We start from the raw sequence: 23866 nt of genomic DNA, 5'->3' as shown, positions 1-23866 counted from the left end.
CCGCGCGATGCCATGGCGTCGGCCGGTAAGACCCTGGTCGAGCTGTTCGGCCTGGCCCGCGAGCTGAACGTGGACGCCGAGGGCATCGACATGGGCCCGTCCCCGACGGACGCCGCCCTGGCCGCCGACATGGCGCTGCCGATCGAGGAGCTCGAGCTCACGGTCCGCTCGTACAACTGCCTCAAGCGTGAGGGCGTCCACTCGGTGGGTGAGCTCCTGTCCCGTTCCGAGGCGGACCTGCTGGACATCCGCAACTTCGGTGCCAAGTCGATCGACGAGGTCAAGGCGAAGCTGGCCGGTATGGGCCTGGCGCTCAAGGACAGCCCGCCCGGATTCGACCCGACCGCCGCCGCGGACGCCTTCGGGGCGGACGATAACGCGAGTACGGGTTTTATGGAGACCGAGCAGTACTGAACGCTGAGCCGGGTCGCGGGGGGCCAGGAAGGCAGAGGAACCAGCGATGAGCACCGGCCGACCGCACCCGGCTCCCCGAGGGGCCACCGGCGGAGAGGCAGACGCCCAGGTCCTCCTAGCCTGATCAAGATGGCGAAGGTGGCCGCCATCTGCCGGTCGGCGGGGCGGCCTACTTCCGGGCCCGGCATCCGGCCGCGTTCTGGTCCACGGTCGGTCTGCCGGTTTCCACGGTGAAGCTGCTGGGCTCGTACGGATCCGTCATGGATGCCTGCGGGCTGACCGTCCCGCCGTCCCGGCTGCGGGCCTGGGCGACACACGCGCTCACCCACCGGGAAGTTCACCCCGTCCCGCCCCGGCGCGGGCTCATCCGCCCGACCTCGACCGGCCTGCGTGTCCGGCTGCGGCTGGCACCGGGGCAGGAACCGGCGGACGTGGCGGCCTCGGCCGAACGGCTGCGACACGCTTGGGGAGTTCACGGCGTGTATGTGGAGGTGGTGAAGCCCGGTGTCGTCGAACTGCGGCTGATCGGCTTCGACGTACTCAGGAAGGTACGGATGCCACGCAAGACCGGTGACGGCTTCCTCAAAGTGCCGGTGGCGCTGAAGGAGGACGCGACACCGTTCGTACGCGACTACCGGACCGTTCCGCACCAGCTCACTTTGGGAGCGACGCTGTCGGGGAAGTCGATGTTCCTGCGGCACCTGATAGCCGGGCTGGCCCGGCAGTCGGTCGTGCTGGTCGGGATCGACTGCGAGCGGGGAGTGGAGCTGGCGCCGTTCGCTTCCCGGCTGTCGGCGCTGGCCACCGACCCCGTACAGGCGGCTGACCTGCTGCCCGTTCTCGTTGAACTGATGGAGGACCGATACGACTTGATCAAGGCCCGGCAGGGCATCGCGCCCAGCACACCGGACGAGGAGATCACCTCGGACATCTGGGGCCTGCCGGAAGACGAACGACCGGTGCCGGTGGTGCTGCTCGTCGACGAGGTGGCCGAGCTGTTCCTCGTCGCCACGCGGAAAGATGAGGAACGGCGGGACGAGATGGTCACCCAGCTCATCCGGCTCGCCCAACTCGGCCGCGCGGCAGGCATCTGCCTGGAGGTCTGCGGACAGCGGTTCGGCGCGGAACTGGGCAAGGGCGCGACGATGCTCCGGGCTCAGCTGACCGGCCGCGTCTGCCACCGCGTGAACGACGAAGCCTCCGCCAAGATGGCGCTGGGCGACATCGCCCCCGAAGCGGTCGGCGCGGCCTGCGCCATCGCTCCCGAACGGCCCGGCCTCGCGGTCGCCGGGGACACCTCCGGCGGCTGGTCCCGCATCCGCACCCCGTATCTGTCGCTCGGCAACGCTGCCGGAGTCTGCCGGGATACCGCGCACCTCGTTCCGGACCTGCCCGCGCTGGAACCGTTCCGGCCCGATGCGCCGGCCGTTCCGGTGAGCGCTCTGACGTCACCGGTCCCGGCCAGCAAGTAGCCCAGCTCATCCCACGGTCGGCGCGACCGCATCCACGCCATGTCCCTACCCCCGCCATGCCTGAAAGGAGGTCCCTTGTGCACACCCAGACGCGGCAGGCGATTCGCCAGATCGAGACCGCCGTACGAGCTGGCGACTACGCAACTGCCTTGGCCGACGCACACCGCCTCTACCGGGATGCCGCTACCGAAGCAGAGCGCGCCGAACTGCTGGCCGTACTCGGCCCACGCGCCATCCCCCCCCCGCCAGTCACACCCGCGAGGGGGCGTAGACATGCGCACCTACTTGGGCCGCGTTGACGCGGTGCTGGTGCAAGCGGTCATCGCTGCCGCGCTGTCCTTCGCCCACTTGCCCGTGCCCCTCGGCTCGAAGAGGGAGAGGTCGAGCCGTACACCGTCGAGGAGGTGCGGAGCCTGCTCCTGGAGGCGTCCAGACTCCGCAACAGCGCACGCTGGGTCCTGGCCCTGGCGCTCGGCCTCCGGCAGGGAGAAGCGCTGGGTCTTCAGTGGGAGGACGTAGACCTCGACGCTGGGTATCTCTGTGTCCGGCGAAACCGGCTCCGGCCGAAGTACCGCCACGGCTGCGGCGACACCCCGTGCGGCAGGAAGCCGGGTTGCTGCCCACAGCGCGAGTTGTTGAGGCGCGAGCACAAGAACACGAAGTCGCGCTCCGGCCGCCGTACGGTCGGCCTTCCCGACCCGCTGATCAGACTTCTCCGTAAGCACAAGGAAGAGCAGGACCGCGAGCGCGCGGACGCCGGGGCGGACTGGGAGGACAAGGGCTACGTCTTCGCCTTGCCGACTGGTGGCCCGCTGAGCCCGAACACCGACTATCACGTGTGGAAGAGGCTTCTCCGGGATGCGGGTGTGCGCGACGGGCGACTTCGTGATGCACATCACGCCGCGGGCGCGGCCCTGCTCCTGCCCGGCTTCCCGGATGTGATCGTGGACGCGATCACGGGTCGGGAGCCGAGCGACGCCGCGCGGTGCGGGCGCGCTACATGCATGTGACCGGGCCCATACTCCGTAGGGCCGCGGACCAGGTCGGCGAGACGCCGTGGGGCCCCTCCGGGGCCCAATGAGACCAAGAATGAGACCACGACACGTCGAAGGGCCCCACCGCGAGCGGTGGGGCCCTTCGACATCGTGCCCGGTGAGGCACTGGCGGAGGATACGAGATTCGAACTCGTGAGGGGTTGCCCCCAACACGCTTTCCAAATGTTCGTCTGGGCGTCCGGCGAAGGCCGGGGGCGTTCTGAACTGCGACGGAGCGGTTCGCTGGACAGGCGGCGGACGGCTCCGGACGGGGGTGAATGCAACCAAAACTGCAACCAGAGCGGTGGCCACCGGGCTGAATCCCGGCTCAACCAACACTGTCGGACGATCCCCGGCTCTCCATGAGCTGCTGGATGGCAGCCAGGATCCCTTCCACAGCACCGGGTTCGGCTGCCAGGGCGGTCAGAGGGACCGACGGCCAGCCCTTGTATCCCTTCTCCCGCTGCACCTCCAGCTTCTTCTGCAGCTCGGGAACGGCCGGCAGAGACTCCGCGAACGCCGCCGTCGCGTCGAGGTCGAGGTGATGGGTGATCGATCCGAAGCTGAAGGCGAGCTCCTCCTTGGCGGGGCTGTCGTACAGGGACAGCGTCCAGAGCGGCACCTGGCGGCCAGCGACTGGGTAGTAGACGGACATGCTCGGGTACTTGGCCGTACCGCCCTCCGGCCGTCCCCTGGCAGCCGCGTGATCGAGTAGTGAGGTCGCGATACGCCTCGTTTCCGGGGCGAGGCGAGTCCTTATCACCGCGTCCATGTCGTCCCGCGTGGTTCGCTGCGTGGTGCGGCGGCCGGACGGGAACTTCGCTGCCGTGGCGACCTCCCCGTGGACGCGCGGGACGAGGACGCGGAGGTCACCTTCGCCTCGGTACTGAGTCAGCTCGACCGCGTACACGTCGGTCTGCCACATCTGCCGGTTCAGGAACTCGACGATCGCCCTCAGCTCCAGCGGGATCCGGTCCGCGACGAACAGTAGCCGCATCTGCCCTGTGGCCAGTCGCTCTTCGACCGTCGTCCAGAACTCCTCCCGGGAGCGGTCGCCGAGCAATTCCCCGTACGCCTCCTCCAGCAGTCGGCCGTCTGCGACACAGGTCTCCTCGAAGGAGCGCTGAAGCAGCGCTGCGGGCCAGTAACGTGCTCCGTTCGCCGCGTAGTCCAACATCTGGCCCACCACCTCGCGCCGGATCCGGGTGTCGCTTGCCCGCTTGACCTCCACCAGCGTCGGCACCCCGTCGGCGTCGACGAAGAGATGGTCCAGCCAGTAGGCCGGACTGCTCTCCACACTCGTCGAAACACCCATCTCTCGCGCTACCAGCACCAGCCGCAACGGCCGGCCATCGGCCAGAGAGCCGAAATCCAGCACCCGCGGGTGGCGCGCGAGGAGCTCCTGGAACTCCGCCTCGGTCTCGAATGCGGCCGGCTCCAGAGCTTGCAGATCGTTCCCCAGGACGAATACCGACTGATCAGTCACTTGTTACCCCACCCCTGTGCTCCCGAGACAGTGGTCAGCGATCGTTTGCCCGTCTATTGATACCGCTGCAGGGCCGTGTCAAAGGGCTCGCCCCGCCATATTCCCCTGGTGTGCGCCCTGTTGAGTGTCAGTAGCCGTTCCTATCGTGGAGGAATGGCGAATGGGGTGTGGCACACCGGATATGGCATAGAGATCAATCTGTCGTTACCCGATCTCGGGCATCCGGGCCGTCCGGAGCTGCTCGGCGAGATCACCGCGCGCGTCACCGACCGAGATCCGCAACTGCTCGAGTGCTTGGCACACCACGAGGGGCGGGAGTGCCAGTCGGAGACAGGCGGGAAGTCTCCGTGGATGTTCATCCGTCGAGGCAGGGTGGGTGGCCGAAGGCCCCTGGTTGCCTCTCACCTGCCGGTCACACACAAGCCGACCCCGGCGGAGAGTGCACAGCACAAGGCCACGAAGGAACGGGTCGTCGAAACCGCCATGCGGTACGGGCTGGATTCCGAGGCCGAGGTTCCCGTAGCCAACCGGCGGAGCGTCACCGACGCGGTCGTCGCCGGGCCCAGCGGCCTACGGATCGGCTGGGAGATCCAGTACCACCACCTCAGCCCCAGCAGCGTGCACCGCCGCTCGGCCAACGCTGTGGAGCACGGCATCACACCCCTCTGGGTGGCGAAGGACCGGGCAGCCTCCCTGATCGACCGAGCGCCGTGGGCACGCGTCGACGACATGCCGTGGAAGGACATCGCGGATGGCAAAGAGATGGTGATCCGTGGCGGGTACCGTCACCTTCAGGTCTGGAAGTGCGTACCGAGCAGCGACCGCCACTGCCTCGTCAGTGAGGGCGCCGGTCACTGTGGCGCGATTCACGCCGACTGGTTCGTGCCCGCGCTGTGCGTGCCTGAGAAGAGGCCAGTCCACATCGAAGACCTGGTCTTGCAGAGCGCCACGGGGGAGAGCGTCCCGGTCTACGTGCCCAGCCGCGGCAACGGCCGGGCCGGTCGGCACATGTGGGTATCGCTGGACGATCGCACGCTGTGGGAGGAGATCGTCGGTGAACGGACGCCTCTTCCCCCAGCCTCGGCCGAAGAGGACGACGATGTGATCACCTTCGCCGAGCAGGAGATCGACCGCACTTGCCGGGCAGGAGAAGAAGGCTGGTTCGTCAGCGACGCCCGGCCCATTCGCGACTTAGGCCAGCCGACTGGCGGCTTCACCCTGCCCCGCATGCCCGTACAGGGCTCTCATGATCCGATGCGGATCACCCCAGTCGAGCGGGCCGCCGCCTCCGCCGCGCTGAGATGCCCGACGTGGGAGCTGGGGCCATGCGCCGGGTGCAGCCAGCTGATGCGCAGGTACGGGCGGTACGCGGCGATGTATTGCAGCGTGTGCCGCACGGTCCTCAACGGCCGCCAGAGACTCTGACGGCTGGGCTGGCGCTGGTCGGCAGCAGTCACGTCTTTGCCCTAAGCGACATAGCTCGGTGCGCGATGATCGCTACTTGTCAGCCCAGCGGGAGCGGTGCTGCCGGACGTACTCAAGGCGGATTCGGTGCTGAACATGAACCGTCAGAGGGCCGAGATCATTGCCTGTGGCCGCGTCGACGATGCGGAGTGCATCAGTGAGGAAGCGGGCACCCATGTCGAAGCGGACGTGACAATTCGGACAGAGGCAGAGCACGTTTTCGACTCGGTCGGGACCGTTGTGGGGCGCTCCAAGCGCCTGTATGTGCGCAGCTTGGCTGTAGGAGAAGAGCGGCGCCGGCAGTTCGATCATTGTTCCGCAGAACTGGCAGGTGTTGTTGTACAACGCTTTGACCTGGCGTGTGACCCGGGAATCTCGGTCTGGGGCCTGTACTACTGCAGTTCTCCGCGGGACAGGTATATCGGGGAAGCCCGGGGCGGCGCTCTCCGCGTGCCACGAAGGCTCTACGCGAACGTCGGCCGAGCCCACGTCGGTCGGCACGGCCACGCTGGTCTTGGCAAGGGGATCCTCAAGCAGAGTGCTGTCCGTATGGGCGAGGTCGGCGACATCGCGAATGGAGCGCCACACCAGGGACCACGCTGCGTCGATCATGTCCGGCTCGATGACGGGTGACATCTCTGCGGCGGCGAGTGCCGCTGCCACCCGAAGGGTGTGCTCCCCCACCCGGATCGTGAAGGCGGCGTCCCTTGGGGCCGGGCTGTCTAGCAGTGTCGAGTCCTCAAGAGCTCTGACCTTGTCCCACTTCTCTGCTGCGGCTCGCCCCAACTTCACTTCCCGTTGGCTTCCGATCGCCCATGCATACGCGTCGACCAGCTCGGGAGCGGGGCCGGTCTGGGCAAGGCGACCGTCGCGGGGGAGACCGCGGAGCTTGAACGGGAGGAAGCGGGAGTAGAAGGCGTCATCCCCTGGTGCGTACGGGCGCTGCTTCCATCCCACATCCGAGATTCCCCAGAGGACTCCCACCATGGGCGGTATTCGGTCCAGCTCCCGCTGGGCAGGGGTCTGCTTCTTCGCGCCAACCCACAAGAAGTTGCTGCCGTCCCACGCCTGACGCAACGCGTGGTTGAGCTCACTCTGGAGTCGCTGCTTGCCGGCCGGAGTCCTTCGGAACGGAGAACCTTCAAGCAACGTGCTCCGCGGCGCGGAGGTGTGCAGGGAGGGATAGCGGCGTGCTGATTCCACCGCGCTGAAGAGGTGGGCCACGCTGTTGACTGGGTGGCGCCCCTGCAGCGATGTGAAGGAGTCCCGCACGCGCAGTGCACGTACCACGGTTTGCGCCATCCCTTCCGACGGATTCCAGCGGTCTCCGACAAACGCAGTCCACACCAGCGTCGGACGCACCCCCGGTAGGTACGAGCGAACCTTCACGGTGGGCGCGATTGCTGTTGACCACACCGAGATGGTTGCCGCATACATCTCTTCGGCGTGCAGATCGTCTGACGGGCTCAGCTGGCGGGCGAACTCCCCGATCGGGCCGTGCAGGATGACTTTGTCAGCGGACACCGTCTCTCCTCTGTGACTGGGGCTGCGCGGCCTCGCTGGCAGCCGGCTCCGCAACATGATCTCGTGCGGACGGTGCGCCGATCATGGTAACTGCAACCACGAACGCCGAAGGGCCCCACCGCGAGCGGTGGGGCCCTCCGACATCGTGCCCGGTGAAGGCACTGGCGGAGGATACGAGATTCGAACTCGTGAGGGGTTGCCCCCAACACGCCTTCCAGTTCTTCGTCTGGGGGTCCGGCGGGGGACGGGGGTGTTCTGACCTGGGGTCGAGGGAGTGATGGTGGCGCTCTTGGACGGCGCCGGACGGGGGCGAATGAGACCAGAACTACCTGCTCAGGGCTTTCTTCGGCGTCGCGCTGGGCCAACGGATGGGCGTCCGCAAGCTGGGTAGCCTACTTGCCATGGCCTGTACGCAAGCGTGTGCTCACCCGTGGGGGCGGCCGGGCCTGGTTGCGGGATGACGCGGGTCTTGTGCGCCATGCCACTCCTGAGGGAGTGTACGAGGAGACCTCGGCGAGCTGAATGGCTCAACAGCAGGTTCGGCTTATTCGTCCGGCAGGTACACGCGGGTTCGCGCGTACCCGTATGTGTCATCGGGACCTCGACCTTGCCGTCGTATGTCCCGTTCCGAGCCCAGCCTCCACCACCACTGACCAAGCTCTTGCTGAAGGCGCCTCGTCACTGATTGTCGCGCGAACGTTCCGGTCTCATCGAATCCCCGTCGACGCTTGCGCCATGCCCAAAATGCCCAGATGGTAAGGCCAGTGGCAAGGAGTAAGGCGCCCGCCAGGTACACCACCCCATCGGCCGAGAACGCTTGCGGATCCCTTTCCCTCTCACTGCCCGCAGCTGACACTTCTTTAAGGGCTCGCCCGCCGCCGAGCACCAGCACCGTGGCAATCGCGACAAGGAACGCGACGAGATTGGCGCGGAGTGCCACCACGGCCCGCAGCACATGGGTGGCGATGGTGCCAGGTCTCTTGCCCATGAACTCGGCCGTTTCGGCCTGCGTATAGTCCATCGCTTTGGTCGCCCACACTGCAGTGCGTTGCTGCGGCGGAAGGTCGTGCAATGCCTTGTACACAGCCATGCGGTTGGCGACCAGTCCGCTGAAATCGGCGACGTGGACTTCCCTACTCACCTGTCCTTGTGCACCACCCGCTGCGGCCGACTTCCCTTGCACACGGTTGTCACGCCCTGCAGCCCTTACGTCGTTGCGGATCACCGCGTACAGATATGCGCGGGGCTCGCGGACGCTCTCAGGGGCGCGAAGGACCTTGGCGAACGCCGTCTGCACGACGTCCTCAGCGCCGACGACGGAGTCGGGGACTCCTTCCTCGGCCAGCAGTCGACGGGCGAGCCCGGTCATCTCCGCATGGTGATCCCGGTACACGGTGTCCAAGGCCGACACCGCATCCTGTGCCTGCTCAGCCACGGCCCCTCCCCTGCCTCTTGCCCGGCCCCTCACCGTGCTGCTCGCTTTCCTCCCCGCGCCGCGCTCGGACCAAGGCCGCCCTGCCCTGGGCCCGATTGCGGTAGGTAACACTGTCCACCCAGTCCTTCACGCTCGGGGCCAGAAGAACAGCGATGGACATCAACGTGCCGGCAACCTCCACCGGACAACCTCCTTCGATCAGCGGCTCCCGCTTCCCGCGCTTTCGGGGCATGGGCCGTACATCTCTGAAGAGGTGCGGCAGGCTCATCCTCATGACATACCGCCGCGAATTGTTGTGAGGCGCCCGCCTGATCTTGCTGCCGTCAGATCAGATGGCCTGGGCGGTGGTGCACAACTCGACATCGCGGTCGGAGAGGTTCTGGCGCAGTCGGTAGGCGCAGTCAATGGCGTCAGCGACGTCCACTGCGGAGACGACGCCATGACGTACCACCTGGACTGACTCGTAGTTCACGCGGACATTGGGTTGATGATGAGGCGCTGAGATCGGTGCCCGCAGGCCCTGCATTTCGCGTACTTCAGGCCAGGCCCCCCTGCGGCCGCTCACGCAGATCGGGTTTCGCGTCCGGCGCGTTGGGGTCCGGCTTCAACCATCCCTTGAGGTCGGGATAAGGGATGAACCGGTCGGGCTCCCAGCAGTACAGCCGCCACTGGCCCGGCAGCAGCGACGAGACAGGGTCTCCTTGCGGGTCTTCATAGAGCCACCGAAAGGTTGCCGGGACTGCCTGACCGTCAGGCTGATCGGCCAGGTGGACCTCGACCTCGACGAGGCAGGAGGCCGGCGCGATGTGGTCGACGGTCAAGACCGCGAAGGCTGATAGTGGTCGGTCCTTGTACAGCATCCTCACCTCGCGGGGCATGGCAGCGCCGTGCTTGTCGCGGATGGGTTGTGAGATCCATTGGGCCATCCGCCCGTAGTTGCACTGTGTCCAGGCCGTCAGGAACTGCTCGGTGGCCAAGGCAGGGGCCTCCTGGCTGAAGCTCGCGTCGTCTGAGCTGACGCGGTGTGGCTTCCAGGCGTCATTGGCCTTTTGGTGCCTACTAAGTTCGGACAGTGAGTGCCATAGCTGCCTCATGGTCGGCCGGGATGGCGGCGGGGTTTTCTCCTTGAGTGTGGCGTTGGCCCAGTCGACTACCGCGAACAGACGGTTCCAGGCTTTGGTCGCCACTACGACGTTGTCGTAATTGAGGAGGCTGCCGTGGACGATGCCGTTGCGGTACAGCTCGTAGACGGGGTCCTCGTTGGTGGCGCTTTTCCCTTTGATGAACGTCTTGTGCGCGTTGGCCAGGCCCATGTGGTGTCCGACGACGCTGTCCCATGCATGAAGGTCCTCGGCTTGCCGCGCGTGCAGGCCCCTGCGTACGGTCTCGAATTCGTTGACGAAACCGTCCATGACGCTGATCAGCAGGTGAATGCAGGCGTAGTAGCGGCCGGCGGCGTAGTCCTCGTGAGCTTTGAGGATTAGATGCCGCCGCTTGCGTAGGGCTGGCAGTTTGTTGATCACTTGCAGGCGGGAAGCGAGCGCGTCCTGGTCGGTGTACAGGGCGATGAACGCCTCTTCCGCAGCCTCGGGACCCCCCTCGGATGTGAGCAGCTCGGCGATGGCGTCGACGGGGAGGTTCTCGTGGAAGATCCAATTCCTGGGCCCCAGTACCTGGTAGAACGCATCCACGGTTTCGCACAGGTGTTGTAGTCGGCGCTCGACGACCGCAAGGTCCGGGCGCTGATCACGGGGGATCAGGAACCGAAGCGCCCGAGTCTGCCGCAACTGCTGATGTAGCTGGCGAACCGACGGCAGATCCTGCGCAGAAGCGTATCCGCCGATGCCGTGCGCCGTGCTGGACGTGTCACTTGAATCTGCCGATCTGTTTTCCATCCTGTCAGGGTATGTACTGGTACGGCATGGGGCCACCAGATTGTGGCGCACCGGGAATCTAGGGGATGAGGAGACTGTCGGGCAGGAATATTTGTCGCACTGCCAGATCCAGGTCCTCTTGGGATTCGGGGTCGGTATCGCTGTGACGGGTAGATGCCAGGCCGGCCCCGCTGACGAGGTCAGCCAGTTGCAGCGACGGGTGGCTGGCGGATTGGCCGCGCACCAGCTCACCGCGCAGGGCGTGCCCGTCGCGCTGGTGCCACGTAGTGATCATGGCGGCGATCGCCTTGTCGAGGACGTCGAACTTCTCGTCCGTGAGGAGTCGCTGCTCGTCTGCCAGGATGTCGAGGCGCCCAAAGCGTGCGGATGCGGAGCTCACCAACGCGGCGAGGGCGGGGATGATCGGGTCCATCGCGTCATCGTCCAGGCCCGCAACTGCGCTGGGGACGCCTGCGGCGGCTTGGCTGCGCTCCGCGGCGAATTCCTCGGCATAGACGCGGGTGCGTTTCGCCAGGAATTCGAAGACGTCGGCGAGATGGCGTACAGCCGGGTTCTTCTTGCGGCGAGAGTAGGATGCCGCCTCACGGTAGATACGGTAGAGTTCGTCGGCGCTGATTTTGTCGCCGCGGCGATTTTTCTTGGAGAAGAACATCGCGGTAGTGGCTAGCAGCACATCGAAGTGGTCGGCGCCCACAGCTTTCGGTCCCCAGGTGGCGAGGTCAATCGCGATTTTACGGACGATCCCGTTGCTTACGACATCGATGCCGAGGGCGTGGTAGCGCTCCTCGATGAGCAGGTCGACCAATTTCGTAGCGATCATGTACCGCTTGTCAACGACATAGAGCATGGTTCGGCCAGCTAGGGCGCCGGACGGCGACAGGAGTTCCGCGAGTATGTCGCGCTTCCAGGCGTCGCCCAGCTTGCTGAAGGACCGTTGGAATTTAATCTCCGGTGCCTGCACCCGAGCTCGGGTGCGGATGTCTTGGAGGATTTCAGCGGCCTCTGCGTCATCGATGGCGATGCCACCGAGGACGAAGTAGCGGTGCTCACGCCCATAGAGCTGATCTCCATCATTGCCAGCCTCGTCGATGGCGAACCAGCGGCTGCGGCCGGGCTGGTCGCTGGTAAGGGCACGATGGTTTCGGCGGCTGTAGCTCGCTCCCGGAAGCCCGGTACCGGAGTTGGGCGTGCGCGTGTTTGGGTCTGGCATGAGCGAAATGATCGGTGACGTGGGCCTGTAGCGGCAACGCCTAGGAATCATCTCCATGCCGCGTCGAGCCGTGGAGGGGACCGGGCTTGGCCCCGTGCATGTGGATGTGTCGATGCGGGTATGCGGAACGTCTGCGTGGGGTCAGGTGCCTCTGAGCTGGCGGGGGAGGGACCGGTAGACCTGTTGCCGACGCATACATATGCAGCCTGCCGCCGAGACAGTACGCTAATCAACTATCGGAGTGGTTTTCGGTTCCTCCGAGTTTCCCGGCGAGTTCGTCGACTTGCTGTTCCGTCTTCGCCGCGGCCTTGCGCTGTCGCTCCAGTTTCGCCTTGGCTTTCCGAAGTTCGGCGTCCAAGCGTTCCCGCCGGACCTCGCCCTTGGGATCTTCCGTGGGGCCGATGTGTACGGCCTCGACTACGCCCCGCCGCTGCCCGCAGGCCGGGCACCGTGCTACGGGTATCGAGTAGTGCTGGTGATCACGGTGTTGGGTCCTACGGACGGTGTGGTCGCAAGTGAGTATGAGGTCCCAGTCGTCCAGTTCCCGCTTGTCGGTCTTGTGGGAGAGTAGCTCAGCGATCACTTCCCTCTGCTTCTCGCTTATGGGAGGGGGCGGGCAGCAATGGCCGCAGTGCTGCGTGCGCGATCCGCTCATCGTCCAGCGTACGGCGCGGCACTCGCCGTGACGCTCCTTGTATCGGGCCTCTTCCGCGTCGTGCTCGGCCTGCTCTTCGGGCGTCATCCGCAGTAGCGGCGGTTGGTTGCCACGGCCGTCGAGGATCGGCTCGCCGCACCCGCGGCAAGGATGGCCCGCTTCGAACTCCTCGCGGCTCAGGTACGTGCCTTCACGTTTCCACTCCTCATTCTTTTCCTCCCGGCGCCGGTCGTCCTCCTCTGCTTCCAGTGCTGCGCTGCGGGCCCTGGCTCGGGCTCGCTGCTGCCGCTGCTCCTCCGTCATTTTGCCCACGGGCCACCTCCGGATCATTGATTGCGGGCCCAGTGTGAGAGCGACGGCACACAGGTCGAAGTTCGAAGTAGATCTGAGCCCCTCGTTGGAGCCGTCTTGGGCGAGTCTGACCAGATTCCGCACGGCGGTGACCGGTTCGGATGAGCGGTTTGTCTAGTTGCGCAGGTAGTGCTTCTAATGGCCACGGCCCTGGGGCGATCCTGCAGGGAACCCAGCAGCCGGTGCCGAGGCTATGCACAGGACGCTGCGTCGTTGCCGACCAACCTCGTTGGGCTGCCGTCCACGGCCCAGTCTTGCGTGTGGAGAACTGACGGTGCCCGTGTTCAGCTACGCCAGCGACATCTGCACAGCGTCAACCAGCAACGTCGCTCGCACATCGTTGGGGCCTCCGATGATGTTGTTCATCGCGTAGCCGAAGGCGTTCCCGTGCTCAGGATCGGCGACACCGAGTGAGCCGCCTCGGCCGATGTGGGAGGAGGCGCTCGGGCTGATCACGGGGGCGCCCAGCTTTTGTCGTATCCTCCCCGCGTGGCGACGAACAACGGCAACTGGGCGTATGAACTGGCGGGCGAGCTGCTGCGCTACAGCCTTCCGCGCAGATGGGCGCACACACAGGGCGTTGCCGCTTGTGCCCGGATGATCGCGCCCCTGGTCGGTGCCGACGCCGAGGTTCTGGAATCCGCCGCGGTGCTGCACGACATCGGCTATGCGCCCCCGCTCGTCCACACCGGATTCCATCCCCTGGACGGAGCCCGGTACCTCCGGGATACGCATACGGCTGACGAACGGGTCGTCCGGCTGGTGGCGAACCACACCTACGCGCTACTGGAGGCCGAGGAGCGCGGTCTTCGGGACGAGCTGGCGGACGAATTCCCCCTGCTGGATGATCCGCTGCTCGTGGACGCACTCGTGTACTGCGATATGACCACGACGCCGGACGGCCGTCGGACGACGTCGGCAGAGCGGTTGAGCGAGATCTTGGGCCGCTATGGCGAGGACAGCGTGGTGGGGCGATTCATTCGCCGGGCCACACCGCACATCCACGCGAGCGTGGATCGGGTGCGGGCGGCTGCGGCCGAGGCCGGCGTCGAACTGCGAGGGTGAGCGTTCACCCGAGGTAGGGGTACGTCCCGGCCAGGTAGTGGCCGATCTGCTCGTGCATGCTCGGGTGGATGTCGAGGGAGTGCAGGTCGTCCGGGTTAACCCACCGCACGCCGTCGGCTTCATCATTGATCGTGGGCTCGCCGCTGACCGGGCGGCCGATGTACACGACCTCGAACTGCTGCCGGATCTCGCCGTCGGTGTACGCGACGATGTGCGCCGGGTTCGAGTAAACGCCCAGGAAGCCGGTGACCTCCGCGACGATTCCGGTCTCTTCCTGGCACTCGCGGACCGCACACTGTGCCGGGCTCTCGCCGATGTCCTGGGCGCCGCCGGGCAGGGCCCACTGGCCGGTGTCGCGGCGTCGCTGGAGGAGGATGGCGCCTTGGTCGTCGACCACGAGCATGTTGCTGGCGGGGATGAGGGTGTTGGCCTTGGGGGCCTTGGGGTCGTGGTAGTACTCGGTCCTGCCCACGGTGGTTGCTACTCCTACTGGTCGGGTGTCCAAAGGCGCGCGGTCGTCCAGACGGCCTCGAAGCTGTCGCCGTACCGCTGGAACCACTCCCCGCCATCTGTCTGGCGGAGCTGGAGAATCGGGTTGGCGCTGGCCGGCTGGCCCCAGATGTGGGGGTTGACCATGAGGTGGTCGTCGTATCGGAAGATCGAGTTGTACAGCGTGGTGTCGTGAAGGCGCACCTCACAGCCCGGGTAGCCGACGAGGTCACGGTAGTACGTGAGGGATGCCCTGATCTTGGCCGCGAGCGTGTCTCCGATGCCCTCCTCACGGCCCCGGATGCGGACCGCTTCCCCGGTCGGATCGCCGAAGCAGAGCCGAACGCGCACGCCTGCCTGTGCTCGTTCCTGGAGCATCCGCGCGATGTGCGGGTTCGTCTGAGCGAAGAAGGTGCCCGAGAAGACGAGCACGTCGATCTGCTTCATCGCTCCGAGGAGGAGGGACAGCCACAGGTCGCGCGGGACGCTGGCTCGGTTGGGGTGGGTGTCGACGAGTTCCGAGCGGTCTGAGCCCAGCCGCTGGGTCCCCTGCTCGTTCTCCGGCCAGAGGTATGCCTCGTCGACGCTCAGCAGGTTGGCCACCGTCCAGCGGTGCCGCCGGTGGGGCACTCTGCCACTGACCCACCTGCTGGCGGTCTTGGGGTCCACGGAGCAGGCGCTGGCCATTTCCTCAACTGTCAGGCCCCGTTGGACGAGCGCGGAACGCAGTCGCTCATTCACTCCGCAAAGCCAACCTGAGTGCGGTGGCGAACCGCAAGTGTGTTGGGCGGGAGGCACGTGGTTGTGGCTGGAAGTGCGCGTGTGCCTACCCTGGCCCGGTGCCGCTGATCGTGCTGTGGGATATCGACCACACCCTCATCGAGAACTCCGGCGTCAGCAAGGAGATCTATGCTGCCGCTTTCAAAGACGCGGCGGGCCGTGCCGCGGCCCACCCGGCTCGCACCGAAGGCCGGACCGACCGGCTGATCCTTGGTGGGATGTTCCGGGATCACGGGCTGGAGCCCCCGGCATGGGAGCGGATCCTTCCAGCATTGGAGGCCGCCGGCGCCGCGCGGGAAGCGGACCTTACCCGTCGCGGCCGTGATCTGCCAGGTGCCCGAGAGGCCCTCACAGCCGTGGCTGCGGAGCCCGGCATGGTCTCCTCAGTCCTGACCGGCAACATCCAGGCAAACGCCCGGGTCAAACTCAGGGCCTTCGGACTGGATGGGCTGCTCGACATGGAATCCGGGGCCTACGGAGCGGACGCGGCGGATCGGACCGACCTGGTCGACGTCGCTCGGAAGCGGGTCCATACGGCTCATGGCATTCCGTTGGACGCACCCACCGTCCTCATTGGGGACACCCCGCGTGACGTCGAAGCTGCTCTGCACTCCGGCGCGCACATCGTCGCGGTGGCCTCCGGCGTACACAGCGAGGATGAACTGCGTCAAGCAGGAGCCGACATGGTGCTTGCCGACCTCACCGACGTCGCTGCCCTGATGCACCATCTACGGTCGCTGGAACACGCCGTCCGCTGAAAACGTCCCGGGACGTCCGCCAAAAATCCCTGCGCGTGGTTCGTCGTCCTGGCGCGCAACGGCAGTCTCTTGCGTGCCGTCGGCGGAGTTGCCCCCGCGCTCCGTCGACGCGCCATCCCACTCCGACCTCATGGATGGAGCACGCGCGTGACAGCACTACTCGGTGGACAGGTGGGCGCGACGTCCTCGCTCGCGGAAGTGGAGCGACTCGCGCAGCAGTACCGAGTGCCGGTCGAAGACGCCCTGCTCATCGCGGTCAATCTCCATGGAATCAACGGGGAAGCGCCGCGCCACCGGGCGCGACTTCAGGTTCGGCTGGACAGCGCGCGGTCGGTGCCCTGGCAGCTCATCGTCCCGCTGAACGCCACGGAATCGCCGTTCCGGTTGGTGGAGGACGGGCGGTTGCTGCTGGGGGGTGTCCCGGTCGGCACCGTTGAGCGCGTCGATGCCGACGAGGCAGTCGGCGGCTACTTCCGCGACAACGGCACGGCCTTGACGCTCAACCCGAACGCCCGCAGCCGCTGCGTCGGGTGCGCTTTCTGCCCCAACACACTGGAGGCGGCAGCAGACCCCCGACTGTCGGAGGAACGGGACCTCCGGGAACTCCTCGCCGTACTGGGAGAGCAGCACCCGAGGCGGGACCTTACGGAAGTTCGTGAGGTCACCGTCTCAACGGGGTGCTTTGAGCGGGAACCCGCAGCCGTCGACCACCTGCGTGCTTTGCGCTCGGTGCTTGTCGAGTACGGCGTGGAAGCCCGCCTCGGCTTCCTCACCTCGGTGCTGCGCTCTCAGCAGGCGTTCGAGGAGCTCGCCGACGTCGGGCCCTTCGTGCTCCGGCTCACCGCGGAGTGCTTCACCCGCCGTGATCTCCTGCTGAAGGCCAGCAAGGCGGTTCTGACGTCCACCTGGATGCCCGAGGTACTGCGGCGAGCGGTGGCCGCGGGCCACGGCAGTTCGTTCACGTACATCGTGGGACTGGACGACTTCGACGCCCTGCGCAATGGTGTCGAAGCCCTCGCGCCCTACGTGACCGAGTTTCCCAACTTCCAGGTCTACCAGGCCCACAACCGCATCATGGCCGGCCTCCGCGCCTCCGGGGCGCAGGAGCTGGAGTACTACCTGCACGCCCGCATGGAGATAGAGCAGATCTTGAAACCGACGGGGCTGCGTCCGGCGGCGTGGGAGTGTTACCGCCCGCTGTGGTACTTCACCTTCGCCGGCGAGACCCTGGTCGGCGCGTGATGGTGGACGACGCTTCTCTGGCCGATGCCCTGTGGAGGGCCATCTGCTACGCCTCGGTGTGTCAACTCCATCTGCGGGACAACGTCATGCTCCAGCAACCGCTGGCCGCAGCTCACGTGAAGGAACACCCTTCGGGCCACTGGGGAACCGTTCCTGGCACCGCCTGGGCACTGTCCCACATCGGTCTTGCCGCTGGGACCCTCGAACGGGACGCGGACCTGGTGCCGCTGCTCGGAGCCGGTCACGCCGGCGTCGTGCAGTTGTCCGCAGCCTGGGTGACGGGCGACCTCGGCAAGCTACGCCCCGACTTCGCGCCGGACGCCGACGGACTGCGACACCTGTCCCGGTCGTTCCCTGACACCGATGGCCTGGGCGCCGAAGTCACACCGGCGCTGCCAGCGGGCGCGTTTCTCGGCGGCCGTCTTGGCGGTTGCCTCCCGTTCGCCCAGGGGGCCGCGCTGGACGCCCCCGGCCGGGTCGTGGTTCCGGTGATCGGCGATGGAGAGTGCGAGACGCCGACGACCTCGGCCTCCTGGTTCGCGCACAGAGCGCCGGGCCGAGCTGCCGTACTCCCTGTGGTGCACGTGAACGGTTTCCGCATGGGTGGGCCATCCCTGCTCGGGGGGTTGGACGACAGCGAACTCCATGCGTACTTCGCCGGTCTGGGGTGGGGTACCAAGGTCGTTCGGGTCAGTACTGGATCACTTGACGAGCACGCCGACTTCCATGCCGCGCTCTGGGACGCGATGGAATCCGTCCTCGAAGACAGGGCCACAGCGGTCGTCCTGCGGTGCCTCAAGGGGTGGACTGGCCCATCCGCCCTCGGAGACCAGACTCTCCTCGGCACGCCGGCCCTGCACAAGACACCCCTCACCGGCCCGCGTACTGATCCCGAGCACCTGTCGCTCCTCGCTGACTGGCTCGCTTCCTACCAGCCCTCCCAGCTCTTTGACGAGGAGGGACGCGGGCAAGGTCCCCTCGCGGAAGCCGTCATGCAGGTCCGCTGGTGCTCCCTTCCTCCGGCGCCTTCCACGCGGCAGGGCGTCTCCGCTGGCCCAAAGGAGGACCGCGGTGTCTCTTTCACGAGCGCGGTCAGCCAGGTCGTACGAGAGCACGCCGCGCGAGGCGATGTCCTGCTGGTCAGCCCAGACGAACTGGATTCCAACCGCCTCGGCGAGCTCGCCGGTGAGCGGTGGGTTCACGAGCTGTTGGCGGAGGAGGTACTGCTGGAACGGCTCGCCGGCTGGACCGCCAGCGGACGCCGTGGGCTGCTCGTGTCGTACGAGAGCTTCGCTCCTTTGCTCGCCAGCGGTTTGGTGGGACACATCAAGCAACGACGCCTCGACGGTGCACGGGGCCTGCCCAGCCTCAATCTGCTGCTGACTTCCTATGGCTGGAACAACGTCTACACACACGGTGACCCGTCCCTCGCCACCGCTCTGCTGGGCTTGGCGGCCCCCGGCGTGCGCGTGCTGACGCCTGCCGACCCGGCACGAACCGCAGCGGCCCTCGACGGGGCGCTCGACTCGGTGGACCGCGTCAACCTGGTCATCGCCGGTAAGCACAGCCGCACCGCCCACCCGATGGAAACGCTCGCCGAGGAGCAGAGCCGTGGTCTCGCGGTGTGGCCGCACCTCAGCGACGAAGACGAGCCCGACCTGGTGATCGTGGCGGCTGGGGACATCCCCGCTGCCGTGGCCACGCAGGCCGCCGAGCGCGTCCGAGTGCGCCACGGGTGCCGGGTCCGGGTCGTCAATCTGCATGACCTGACGGTGCTCGGACCCCCGCATGTGTGGCCACGAGGGCTGGCCGATCGCGAGATCGAGGACTACCTGGGGACCAAAGCCGCTGTTCTTGTCCTCACCCTTGGCCACCCCGCCGCTGTCTGGGGCCTGCTGGCCGGGCGCCTCCGCCGTCCCACCGACGTCATTGGCTGGCAGGAGCCGGGCGGTCCCATGCCACAGCACGACCTCGCCCGCACGATGGGGATGGATGTGGCGGGCGTCGAGCGGGCCGCAGGCCGTCTCCTGGCCTGCCGTGAGGTGGTCCGATGAGCTCTTGGACCATCGAGGGCCTGCACGTCGTTCAGGCGAGGCGGCCCGTGACACCCGGAGATGACACTTTTTTCGTCGGGGTTCGGTCCACCACAGCGGTTGGATGGTACGGACCGGTCGGGGAGGGCGTCGGGCGCTACGTGAGCGACGTTCTGGCGCCCGAAGTGAAGGACGCGGCGGTCACCGACCACGTCGTTCTGCTGGAGCAGCTGCGTGCGGCGGCTCGCAGGTGTCCATCCGAGGTGGCTTCTTGGGCGGTCGGGACCGTCGACTGCGCCGTCTGGGACCTTCACGGTCAGCTCGCGGAGCGCACTGTTGCCGAACTCCTCACCACCGTGGCTCCTCGGAAGTTCGTTCCCGCGTATGCCTCGTGGCTGACCTTGGACCTCAGCCGCATCGACAGCCCGGACGCGCTGAGCGGTGTCGCGGCCGACGGCTGGAGCTTCACCAAGTGGGGACTACGCCGCGACCCGGCAGCCCCCTCCGAGCAAGCCGCACTGCGCATGGCCCAGGCAGTCGAGCGCTACTCCCAGGCTCTCGGGGCTCCCCTCGCCGTCGACGCGGTGGGCACCTGGACGCCGTCCGTGGCACTGGCCTTCGCACAGGCCGTCGATCCCTCTTCTCTGCGGTGGCTGGAGGACCCGCTCCCGCATCACGCCGCAGACGCCTACGAATTCCTTGCGGCGACCTCGGTGCCGCTGGCAGTCGGTGAACGTGCGCATTGCGACGAGGACCCCACCGGACTGATCCAGTACATCCGTCCCAGCGCCCTGACCCTCGATGTCGTCGGGTGCGGCGGTCTGACCCGGGCGGCCCAGATCATCCCGATCGCCCAGGCCCAGGGCATCCCCGTCTACCCGCATGGTCGCTCACTCCTGCCCGGCCTCCACCTCGCCGCTGCCTTTCCCACCGTCGCCCGGGCTGTCGAGTACCGGCTCAGGTGGGAGCCCGGACGACAACGCCTCTATGAGATGCCGATCCGCCCCGAAGACGGCCATATCCGCCTGCCGGACACCACTGGTCTCGGCGCCACGCCAAGGAGCACAGCATGCCCAACGCTCTGCTGAACGTCCCCGTCGAGGGCACGGTCACCCACAGCCCGGAAGGGCCCATGCTCCGCCTGTCGCAACGTCTCGACGGTCACGACACCTTTCTCACCGGGAGCCTCGACATCGCGGACACGTCCGTCCGCGTCCGCATCCTGACCCTGGACGACGTCACTGTCCTGCGCCCCACGGACAGCTTCCCTGCACCGGGCGACGGCGAGCACTGGCACGGCCGACTCCACCTGCCGCACGGATTGCGCCCGCGCAGCGTCCCACCGGACCTCAACGCCGCCGCCGGCCGGGAGGGACGATCCCTCAATGGCCTTGACGAAGCGGAGCTGCGGTACGTCCTGACGTTCCTCTCCGAGGCCACCACCGGGGACATCCGGAAGGCCCGCATCGGAGCCGTCGTCTCCACGCTGCCTGCCACTTCGGGGAGGAACCAGTGACGTCACGACCCGGACTCCTGGTCTCCGTGGACGTCGGAGGGACGCTGGGTATGGCCGACGGTCCCGGCCTGACGATGCGGCTGGTCGAAGCCTCTCCGCTGCCTCCCGCGCGCACCCGGGCGATCCTGCGGTCCAGTCTTCACACCCACCCGACCCTGACCGACGCTCTGGTGAGCGAGGTCTGCGAAGCCGTCCAGGTGCCGACGGAGACGTTCCCGCGAGACGTGCCGCCGGCCCCGTTCAACCTCTACCCCGGTGTCACTGAGGCCCTGCGCCGGATCAGCGCCGTAGCGACCGTGGCCACCCTCTCCAACGTATCCTGCGTCGACGCTGACACCGACGGACTGCGCACACTTCTCTCCCCGTGGGTGAGCGACTTCTTCCCGTCCTGTCGCATCGGCCACACCAAGCCCGACCCTCGCGCTTTCCACGCCGTCACCGACCACTTCGCTACAGACCCCGGTGGCCTGATCCACATCGGAGACGACTGGGCGTGCGACATCGTGGGTGCCACCGAAGCAGGGGCGAGCGCTGTGTGGATCTCGCGCGGAAGACAGGTCCCCGACGAGTCCCTGCTCGTTGACCACGGTGTGCTCGTCGCCGATGACCTTGCGGCAGCCGCCACCCACATCCAGCACCTCGCAGCACGGAGCGCCACATGAGCCTGTTCACCGGAACCGCCAGCTACTACCGCCAGTTCCGCCCCGGCATCCCCGAAGACGTCGCCGTGGTCCTGCACCAGGCCGTCCCGATCCGCACCGAAGGCCCGCGCCGCCTGCTGGACGTCGGCACCGGCACCGGGCTGGTCGCCGAGGCGCTGCTGGACCGGTTCGACGACATCATCGCCATCGACAACGATGCCGACATGCTCACCGCGGCAGAGTCGGCGCTGCGCCCGAAGATCCCCGAAGGCTCACGCCTCTCGCTCGTCGAGAGCACCGCCGAGGACTTCGTGCCGCCCCTCGGTTGGAAAGCCGACCTGGTCACGATCTGTCGCGCGTTCCACTGGCTCGACCAGGCCGCCGTACTGGCTCGACTGGATGACCAGGTCGCCCCCGACGGCGTCGTCGCCATCTTCGGCGACAGCAGCTTCTGGACCACTACGAGCCCTTGGAAGGAAGCCGTCCGGGACGTCATCAAGACCTTCCTCGGCGAGGAGCGCCGGGCCGGCTCCGGTACCTTCCAGCACCACAACCGCCCGTACAGCGAGATCATGGAGGAATCACTCTTCGACCAGGTCGAAGAGGCCCGGATCCCTGTCCATCGCACGTGGACCAGGGAGAGCATCCTCGGCTATCTGTACTCCACCTCCTTCGCCGCCCCCCACCTCTTCGGCGACCGGCTACAGGCATTCGAGACCGCGGTCATGGAGCGGCTCGCCGACTTCAGCGAGGACGACACCTTCCCGGAGGAGAACGAGTTCCTGATCCGCTTCGGGCGGCGGAGCAGGAGGTGACGCTCGACCACCCCAGACGGGCGTTCGCCGCGCTCACCGCACCGCTCGCGGCAGTCGAGCTGAGTGAGCGGTCTGTCCTCTGCCTGCCGCTCGGTTCCGTCGAGCAGCACGGTCCGCACCTGCCGTTGGACACCGACACCGTCATCGCTGAGCGATTCGCCCACAGTCTGGCTGCACAGGTGGCGGACCGGCACGACCTCTGGGTTGGGCCGGCCGTCCCCTACGGACTCTCGCCCGAACACGCACGCACGCCGGGGACCGTCACCCTGGACGTTCGCCTGTACGCCGCGGTGGTCGGCGCACTCGTGGAGGAGTACGTCCGCACCACGTCGGCTCGTTGCGTGCTCCTCGTCAATGGCCACGGCGGCAACCGTGGCGTGCTGGAGGTGCTCGTCCAGCAGCTCCGCCACAACCACGGCATCACCGCCTGGGGCCTCCATCCCGCCACCCTCGCTGCCGGTCGCGTCCCGATCGACAGCGAACTCCCCGAGGTGCATGCCGGGATCCTTGAGACCGCCCTCATGCTCGCCCTCGACCCTGACTCGGTCCGACTGGACCTCCTGCCGAGCGAGGCACTCCCCGACCCCGGCCAGCGCCAGGCGATCAGCCGCCTCGTACTCGACCGCGGCATCACCTGGCCATGGACCTCCGACAACCCCACCCTTGCCACTCACGGCGTCATCGGCGGAGACCCGCGCAAAGCAACCACAGAACTCGGCCAGAAGCTCCTCGCAGCGGCACTCGACGCAAGTACGCACGCCTTGGACCGCATCGCCACGGCCTCGTCCCCAGGGACGCCGGAGACCTCACGGAGACGCCATGCCCCTCACACCTGAGGAGAAGCACACGTTCAAACGGGACGGCGCGGTCATACGCCGCGGGCTGATCGCCCCCGAACTGGTCCGGCGCGCCGCACCACTGGTCGATACCTGGTACCGCGACCGCCTGAAGGCTGATGACGTACCCGCGTACAGCCAGCGAACGTTCGCGCCCGAGTTGGGCAGTCACCCCGACATCCTCGCCCTGTATGGAGGTACGGATGCCGCCGACCTAGCTGGCGACCTCCTCGGCGACACCGCTCCCATCACGACCGCCCAGATCCAAATCCGGGTGCCGGAATCGGAGTTCCCTGGCGTGCAGCCGGAGAAGCCGATGCACGTGGACGGGGTCTCCTGCCCGCATCTCGATCCGCGAGAACTACGTACCTTCTCGCTCCTCGTCGGCGTCGTCCTCTCGGACGTCACCAGCGCACAAGACGGCGCGCTGCGCTACCAACCGGGCGGCCACCGAACCATGGCGGACTGGTTCCGCAGCGAGTGGTCGCTCGGTATGACGGAGCAGGTACCGCCGGAGGTCGATCACGAGCAGGGTGTGCCGTTGCTCGGTGCGCCTGGCGACGTCCTGCTCATGCATCACCTTGTCCCGCACTCGGTGGGACGGAACCTCACCCCGTCCCCCAGGGTGATGGCCTACTTCCGCGTCTCCCACCCGGACCACAAGGGCCGCCGCCTCGAAGCACTGCGCGACCCGTGGCTCGACTACCCGCCGCTGACCTTCGTCCCTCAGATCGCAGCCGACAAGGAGTAG

At 67.0% G+C, this 23866-nt stretch carries 22 protein-coding genes and 1 pseudogene; 14 read left to right on the top strand and 9 right to left on the bottom strand.

All coding sequences use genetic code 11. The features are described 5' to 3' along the window. The 3 genes and pseudogenes from NMK44_RS08855 to NMK44_RS08845 form a co-directional block, all read left to right on the top strand. A partial coding sequence (locus tag NMK44_RS08855) for a DNA-directed RNA polymerase subunit alpha C-terminal domain-containing protein (RefSeq protein WP_302887929.1) occupies positions 1–414 on the top strand: 414 nt, incomplete at its 5' end. A gap of 149 nt (positions 415–563) precedes the next feature. Continuing rightward, positions 564–1886 (top strand): FtsK/SpoIIIE domain-containing protein, encoded by a 1323-nt coding sequence (locus NMK44_RS08850; RefSeq protein WP_489660289.1) that lies wholly within the window; start codon positions 564–566, stop codon positions 1884–1886. A 347-nt stretch (positions 1887–2233) separates the two neighbouring features. Continuing rightward, positions 2234–2967: pseudogene (locus NMK44_RS08845) on the top strand (tyrosine-type recombinase/integrase); the annotation flags it as partial. 281 nt (positions 2968–3248) lie between these two features. On the opposite strand, the gene NMK44_RS08840 reads toward NMK44_RS08845, so the two are convergent. Continuing rightward, positions 3249–4406 carry a hypothetical protein gene (locus tag NMK44_RS08840; protein WP_254740142.1) on the bottom strand — a complete coding sequence of 386 codons (1158 nt, stop codon included), beginning with the start codon at positions 4404–4406 and terminating at the stop codon, positions 3249–3251. Positions 4407–4559: 153 nt separating this feature from the next. Here NMK44_RS08840 and NMK44_RS08835 point away from each other — a divergent pair, with 153 nt between their 5' ends. Beyond that, on the top strand, positions 4560–5831 hold the full coding sequence (locus tag NMK44_RS08835) for a competence protein CoiA family protein (protein WP_254740140.1): 1272 nt from the start codon (positions 4560–4562) through the stop codon (positions 5829–5831). Positions 5832–5903: 72 nt separating this feature from the next. On the opposite strand, the gene NMK44_RS08830 is transcribed toward NMK44_RS08835, so the two are convergent. From NMK44_RS08830 to NMK44_RS08805, 6 genes are all read right to left on the bottom strand, one after another. Continuing rightward, positions 5904–7394, bottom strand: coding sequence for an HNH endonuclease (locus tag NMK44_RS08830; protein WP_254740138.1), 1491 nt, complete (start codon positions 7392–7394; stop codon positions 5904–5906). 544 nt (positions 7395–7938) lie between these two features. Beyond that, positions 7939–8829: an RNA polymerase sigma factor gene (locus NMK44_RS08825; protein ID WP_254740136.1), complete on the bottom strand. Its 891-nt coding sequence runs from the start codon at positions 8827–8829 to the stop codon at positions 7939–7941. 328 nt (positions 8830–9157) lie between these two features. Continuing rightward, positions 9158–9301 (bottom strand): hypothetical protein, encoded by a 144-nt coding sequence (locus tag NMK44_RS08820; protein ID WP_254740134.1) that lies wholly within the window; start codon positions 9299–9301, stop codon positions 9158–9160. Positions 9302–9365: 64 nt separating this feature from the next. Continuing rightward, the gene (locus NMK44_RS08815; protein WP_254740132.1) at positions 9366–10724 is read right to left on the bottom strand and encodes a hypothetical protein; all 1359 of its coding nucleotides are present in this window, start codon (positions 10722–10724) and stop codon (positions 9366–9368) included. A 58-nt stretch (positions 10725–10782) separates the two neighbouring features. Then, a complete protein-coding gene (locus NMK44_RS08810) occupies positions 10783–11934 on the bottom strand; it encodes a DUF3800 domain-containing protein (protein WP_254740130.1) in 1152 nt (383 codons plus the stop codon). Positions 11935–12163: 229 nt separating this feature from the next. Continuing rightward, complete coding sequence (locus NMK44_RS08805; RefSeq protein WP_254740128.1) at positions 12164–12892, bottom strand: hypothetical protein; 729 nt, start codon at positions 12890–12892, stop codon at positions 12164–12166. Positions 12893–13429: 537 nt separating this feature from the next. Between NMK44_RS08805 and NMK44_RS08795 the strand changes: the two genes are divergently transcribed. Then, the gene (locus NMK44_RS08795; protein ID WP_254740126.1) at positions 13430–14005 is read left to right on the top strand and encodes an HD domain-containing protein; all 576 of its coding nucleotides are present in this window, start codon (positions 13430–13432) and stop codon (positions 14003–14005) included. A gap of 4 nt (positions 14006–14009) precedes the next feature. Here the strand turns inward: NMK44_RS08795 and NMK44_RS08790 are convergent, their stop codons facing one another. Further along, the gene (locus tag NMK44_RS08790) at positions 14010–14477 is read right to left on the bottom strand and encodes an NUDIX hydrolase (protein ID WP_254740124.1); all 468 of its coding nucleotides are present in this window, start codon (positions 14475–14477) and stop codon (positions 14010–14012) included. Positions 14478–14491: 14 nt separating this feature from the next. Continuing rightward, positions 14492–15181 (bottom strand): DUF5919 domain-containing protein, encoded by a 690-nt coding sequence (locus tag NMK44_RS08785; protein ID WP_254740122.1) that lies wholly within the window; start codon positions 15179–15181, stop codon positions 14492–14494. Between the two features lie 152 nt (positions 15182–15333). Here NMK44_RS08785 and NMK44_RS08780 point away from each other — a divergent pair, with 152 nt between their 5' ends. The 9 genes from NMK44_RS08780 (at position 15334) to NMK44_RS08740 (ending at position 23866) form a co-directional block, all read left to right on the top strand. Then, a complete protein-coding gene (locus NMK44_RS08780) occupies positions 15334–16032 on the top strand; it encodes an HAD family hydrolase (RefSeq protein WP_254740120.1) in 699 nt (232 codons plus the stop codon). Positions 16033–16179: 147 nt separating this feature from the next. Further along, positions 16180–17274: a radical SAM family protein gene (locus NMK44_RS08775; RefSeq protein ID WP_254740118.1), complete on the top strand. Its 1095-nt coding sequence runs from the start codon at positions 16180–16182 to the stop codon at positions 17272–17274. Beyond that, a complete protein-coding gene (locus NMK44_RS08770; protein ID WP_254740170.1) occupies positions 17274–19328 on the top strand; it encodes a phosphoketolase family protein in 2055 nt (684 codons plus the stop codon). Before NMK44_RS08775 ends, NMK44_RS08770 begins: the two co-directional genes overlap by 1 nt. A 140-nt stretch (positions 19329–19468) precedes the next feature. Continuing rightward, complete coding sequence (locus tag NMK44_RS08765) at positions 19469–20395, top strand: enolase C-terminal domain-like protein (protein WP_254740116.1); 927 nt, start codon at positions 19469–19471, stop codon at positions 20393–20395. After that, positions 20377–20823, top strand: coding sequence for a hypothetical protein (locus NMK44_RS08760; protein ID WP_254740114.1), 447 nt, complete (start codon positions 20377–20379; stop codon positions 20821–20823). Before NMK44_RS08765 ends, NMK44_RS08760 begins: the two co-directional genes overlap by 19 nt. Continuing rightward, the gene (locus NMK44_RS08755; protein ID WP_254740112.1) at positions 20820–21485 is read left to right on the top strand and encodes an HAD family hydrolase; all 666 of its coding nucleotides are present in this window, start codon (positions 20820–20822) and stop codon (positions 21483–21485) included. The genes NMK44_RS08760 and NMK44_RS08755 overlap by 4 nt, the downstream gene beginning before the upstream one ends. Then, positions 21482–22279, top strand: coding sequence for a class I SAM-dependent methyltransferase (locus NMK44_RS08750; protein ID WP_254740110.1), 798 nt, complete (start codon positions 21482–21484; stop codon positions 22277–22279). The genes NMK44_RS08755 and NMK44_RS08750 overlap by 4 nt, the downstream gene beginning before the upstream one ends. Continuing rightward, the gene (locus tag NMK44_RS08745; protein WP_254740108.1) at positions 22276–23115 is read left to right on the top strand and encodes a creatininase family protein; all 840 of its coding nucleotides are present in this window, start codon (positions 22276–22278) and stop codon (positions 23113–23115) included. Before NMK44_RS08750 ends, NMK44_RS08745 begins: the two co-directional genes overlap by 4 nt. Continuing rightward, the gene (locus NMK44_RS08740; RefSeq protein ID WP_254740106.1) at positions 23099–23866 is read left to right on the top strand and encodes a phytanoyl-CoA dioxygenase family protein; all 768 of its coding nucleotides are present in this window, start codon (positions 23099–23101) and stop codon (positions 23864–23866) included. Before NMK44_RS08745 ends, NMK44_RS08740 begins: the two co-directional genes overlap by 17 nt.

The sequence above is a fragment of the Streptomyces cucumeris genome (genome assembly GCF_024295805.1).
GTDB classification, from domain to species: Bacteria; Actinomycetota; Actinomycetes; order Streptomycetales; family Streptomycetaceae; genus Streptomyces; species Streptomyces cucumeris.
This window is presented reverse-complemented; position numbering and strand designations above follow the sequence as displayed.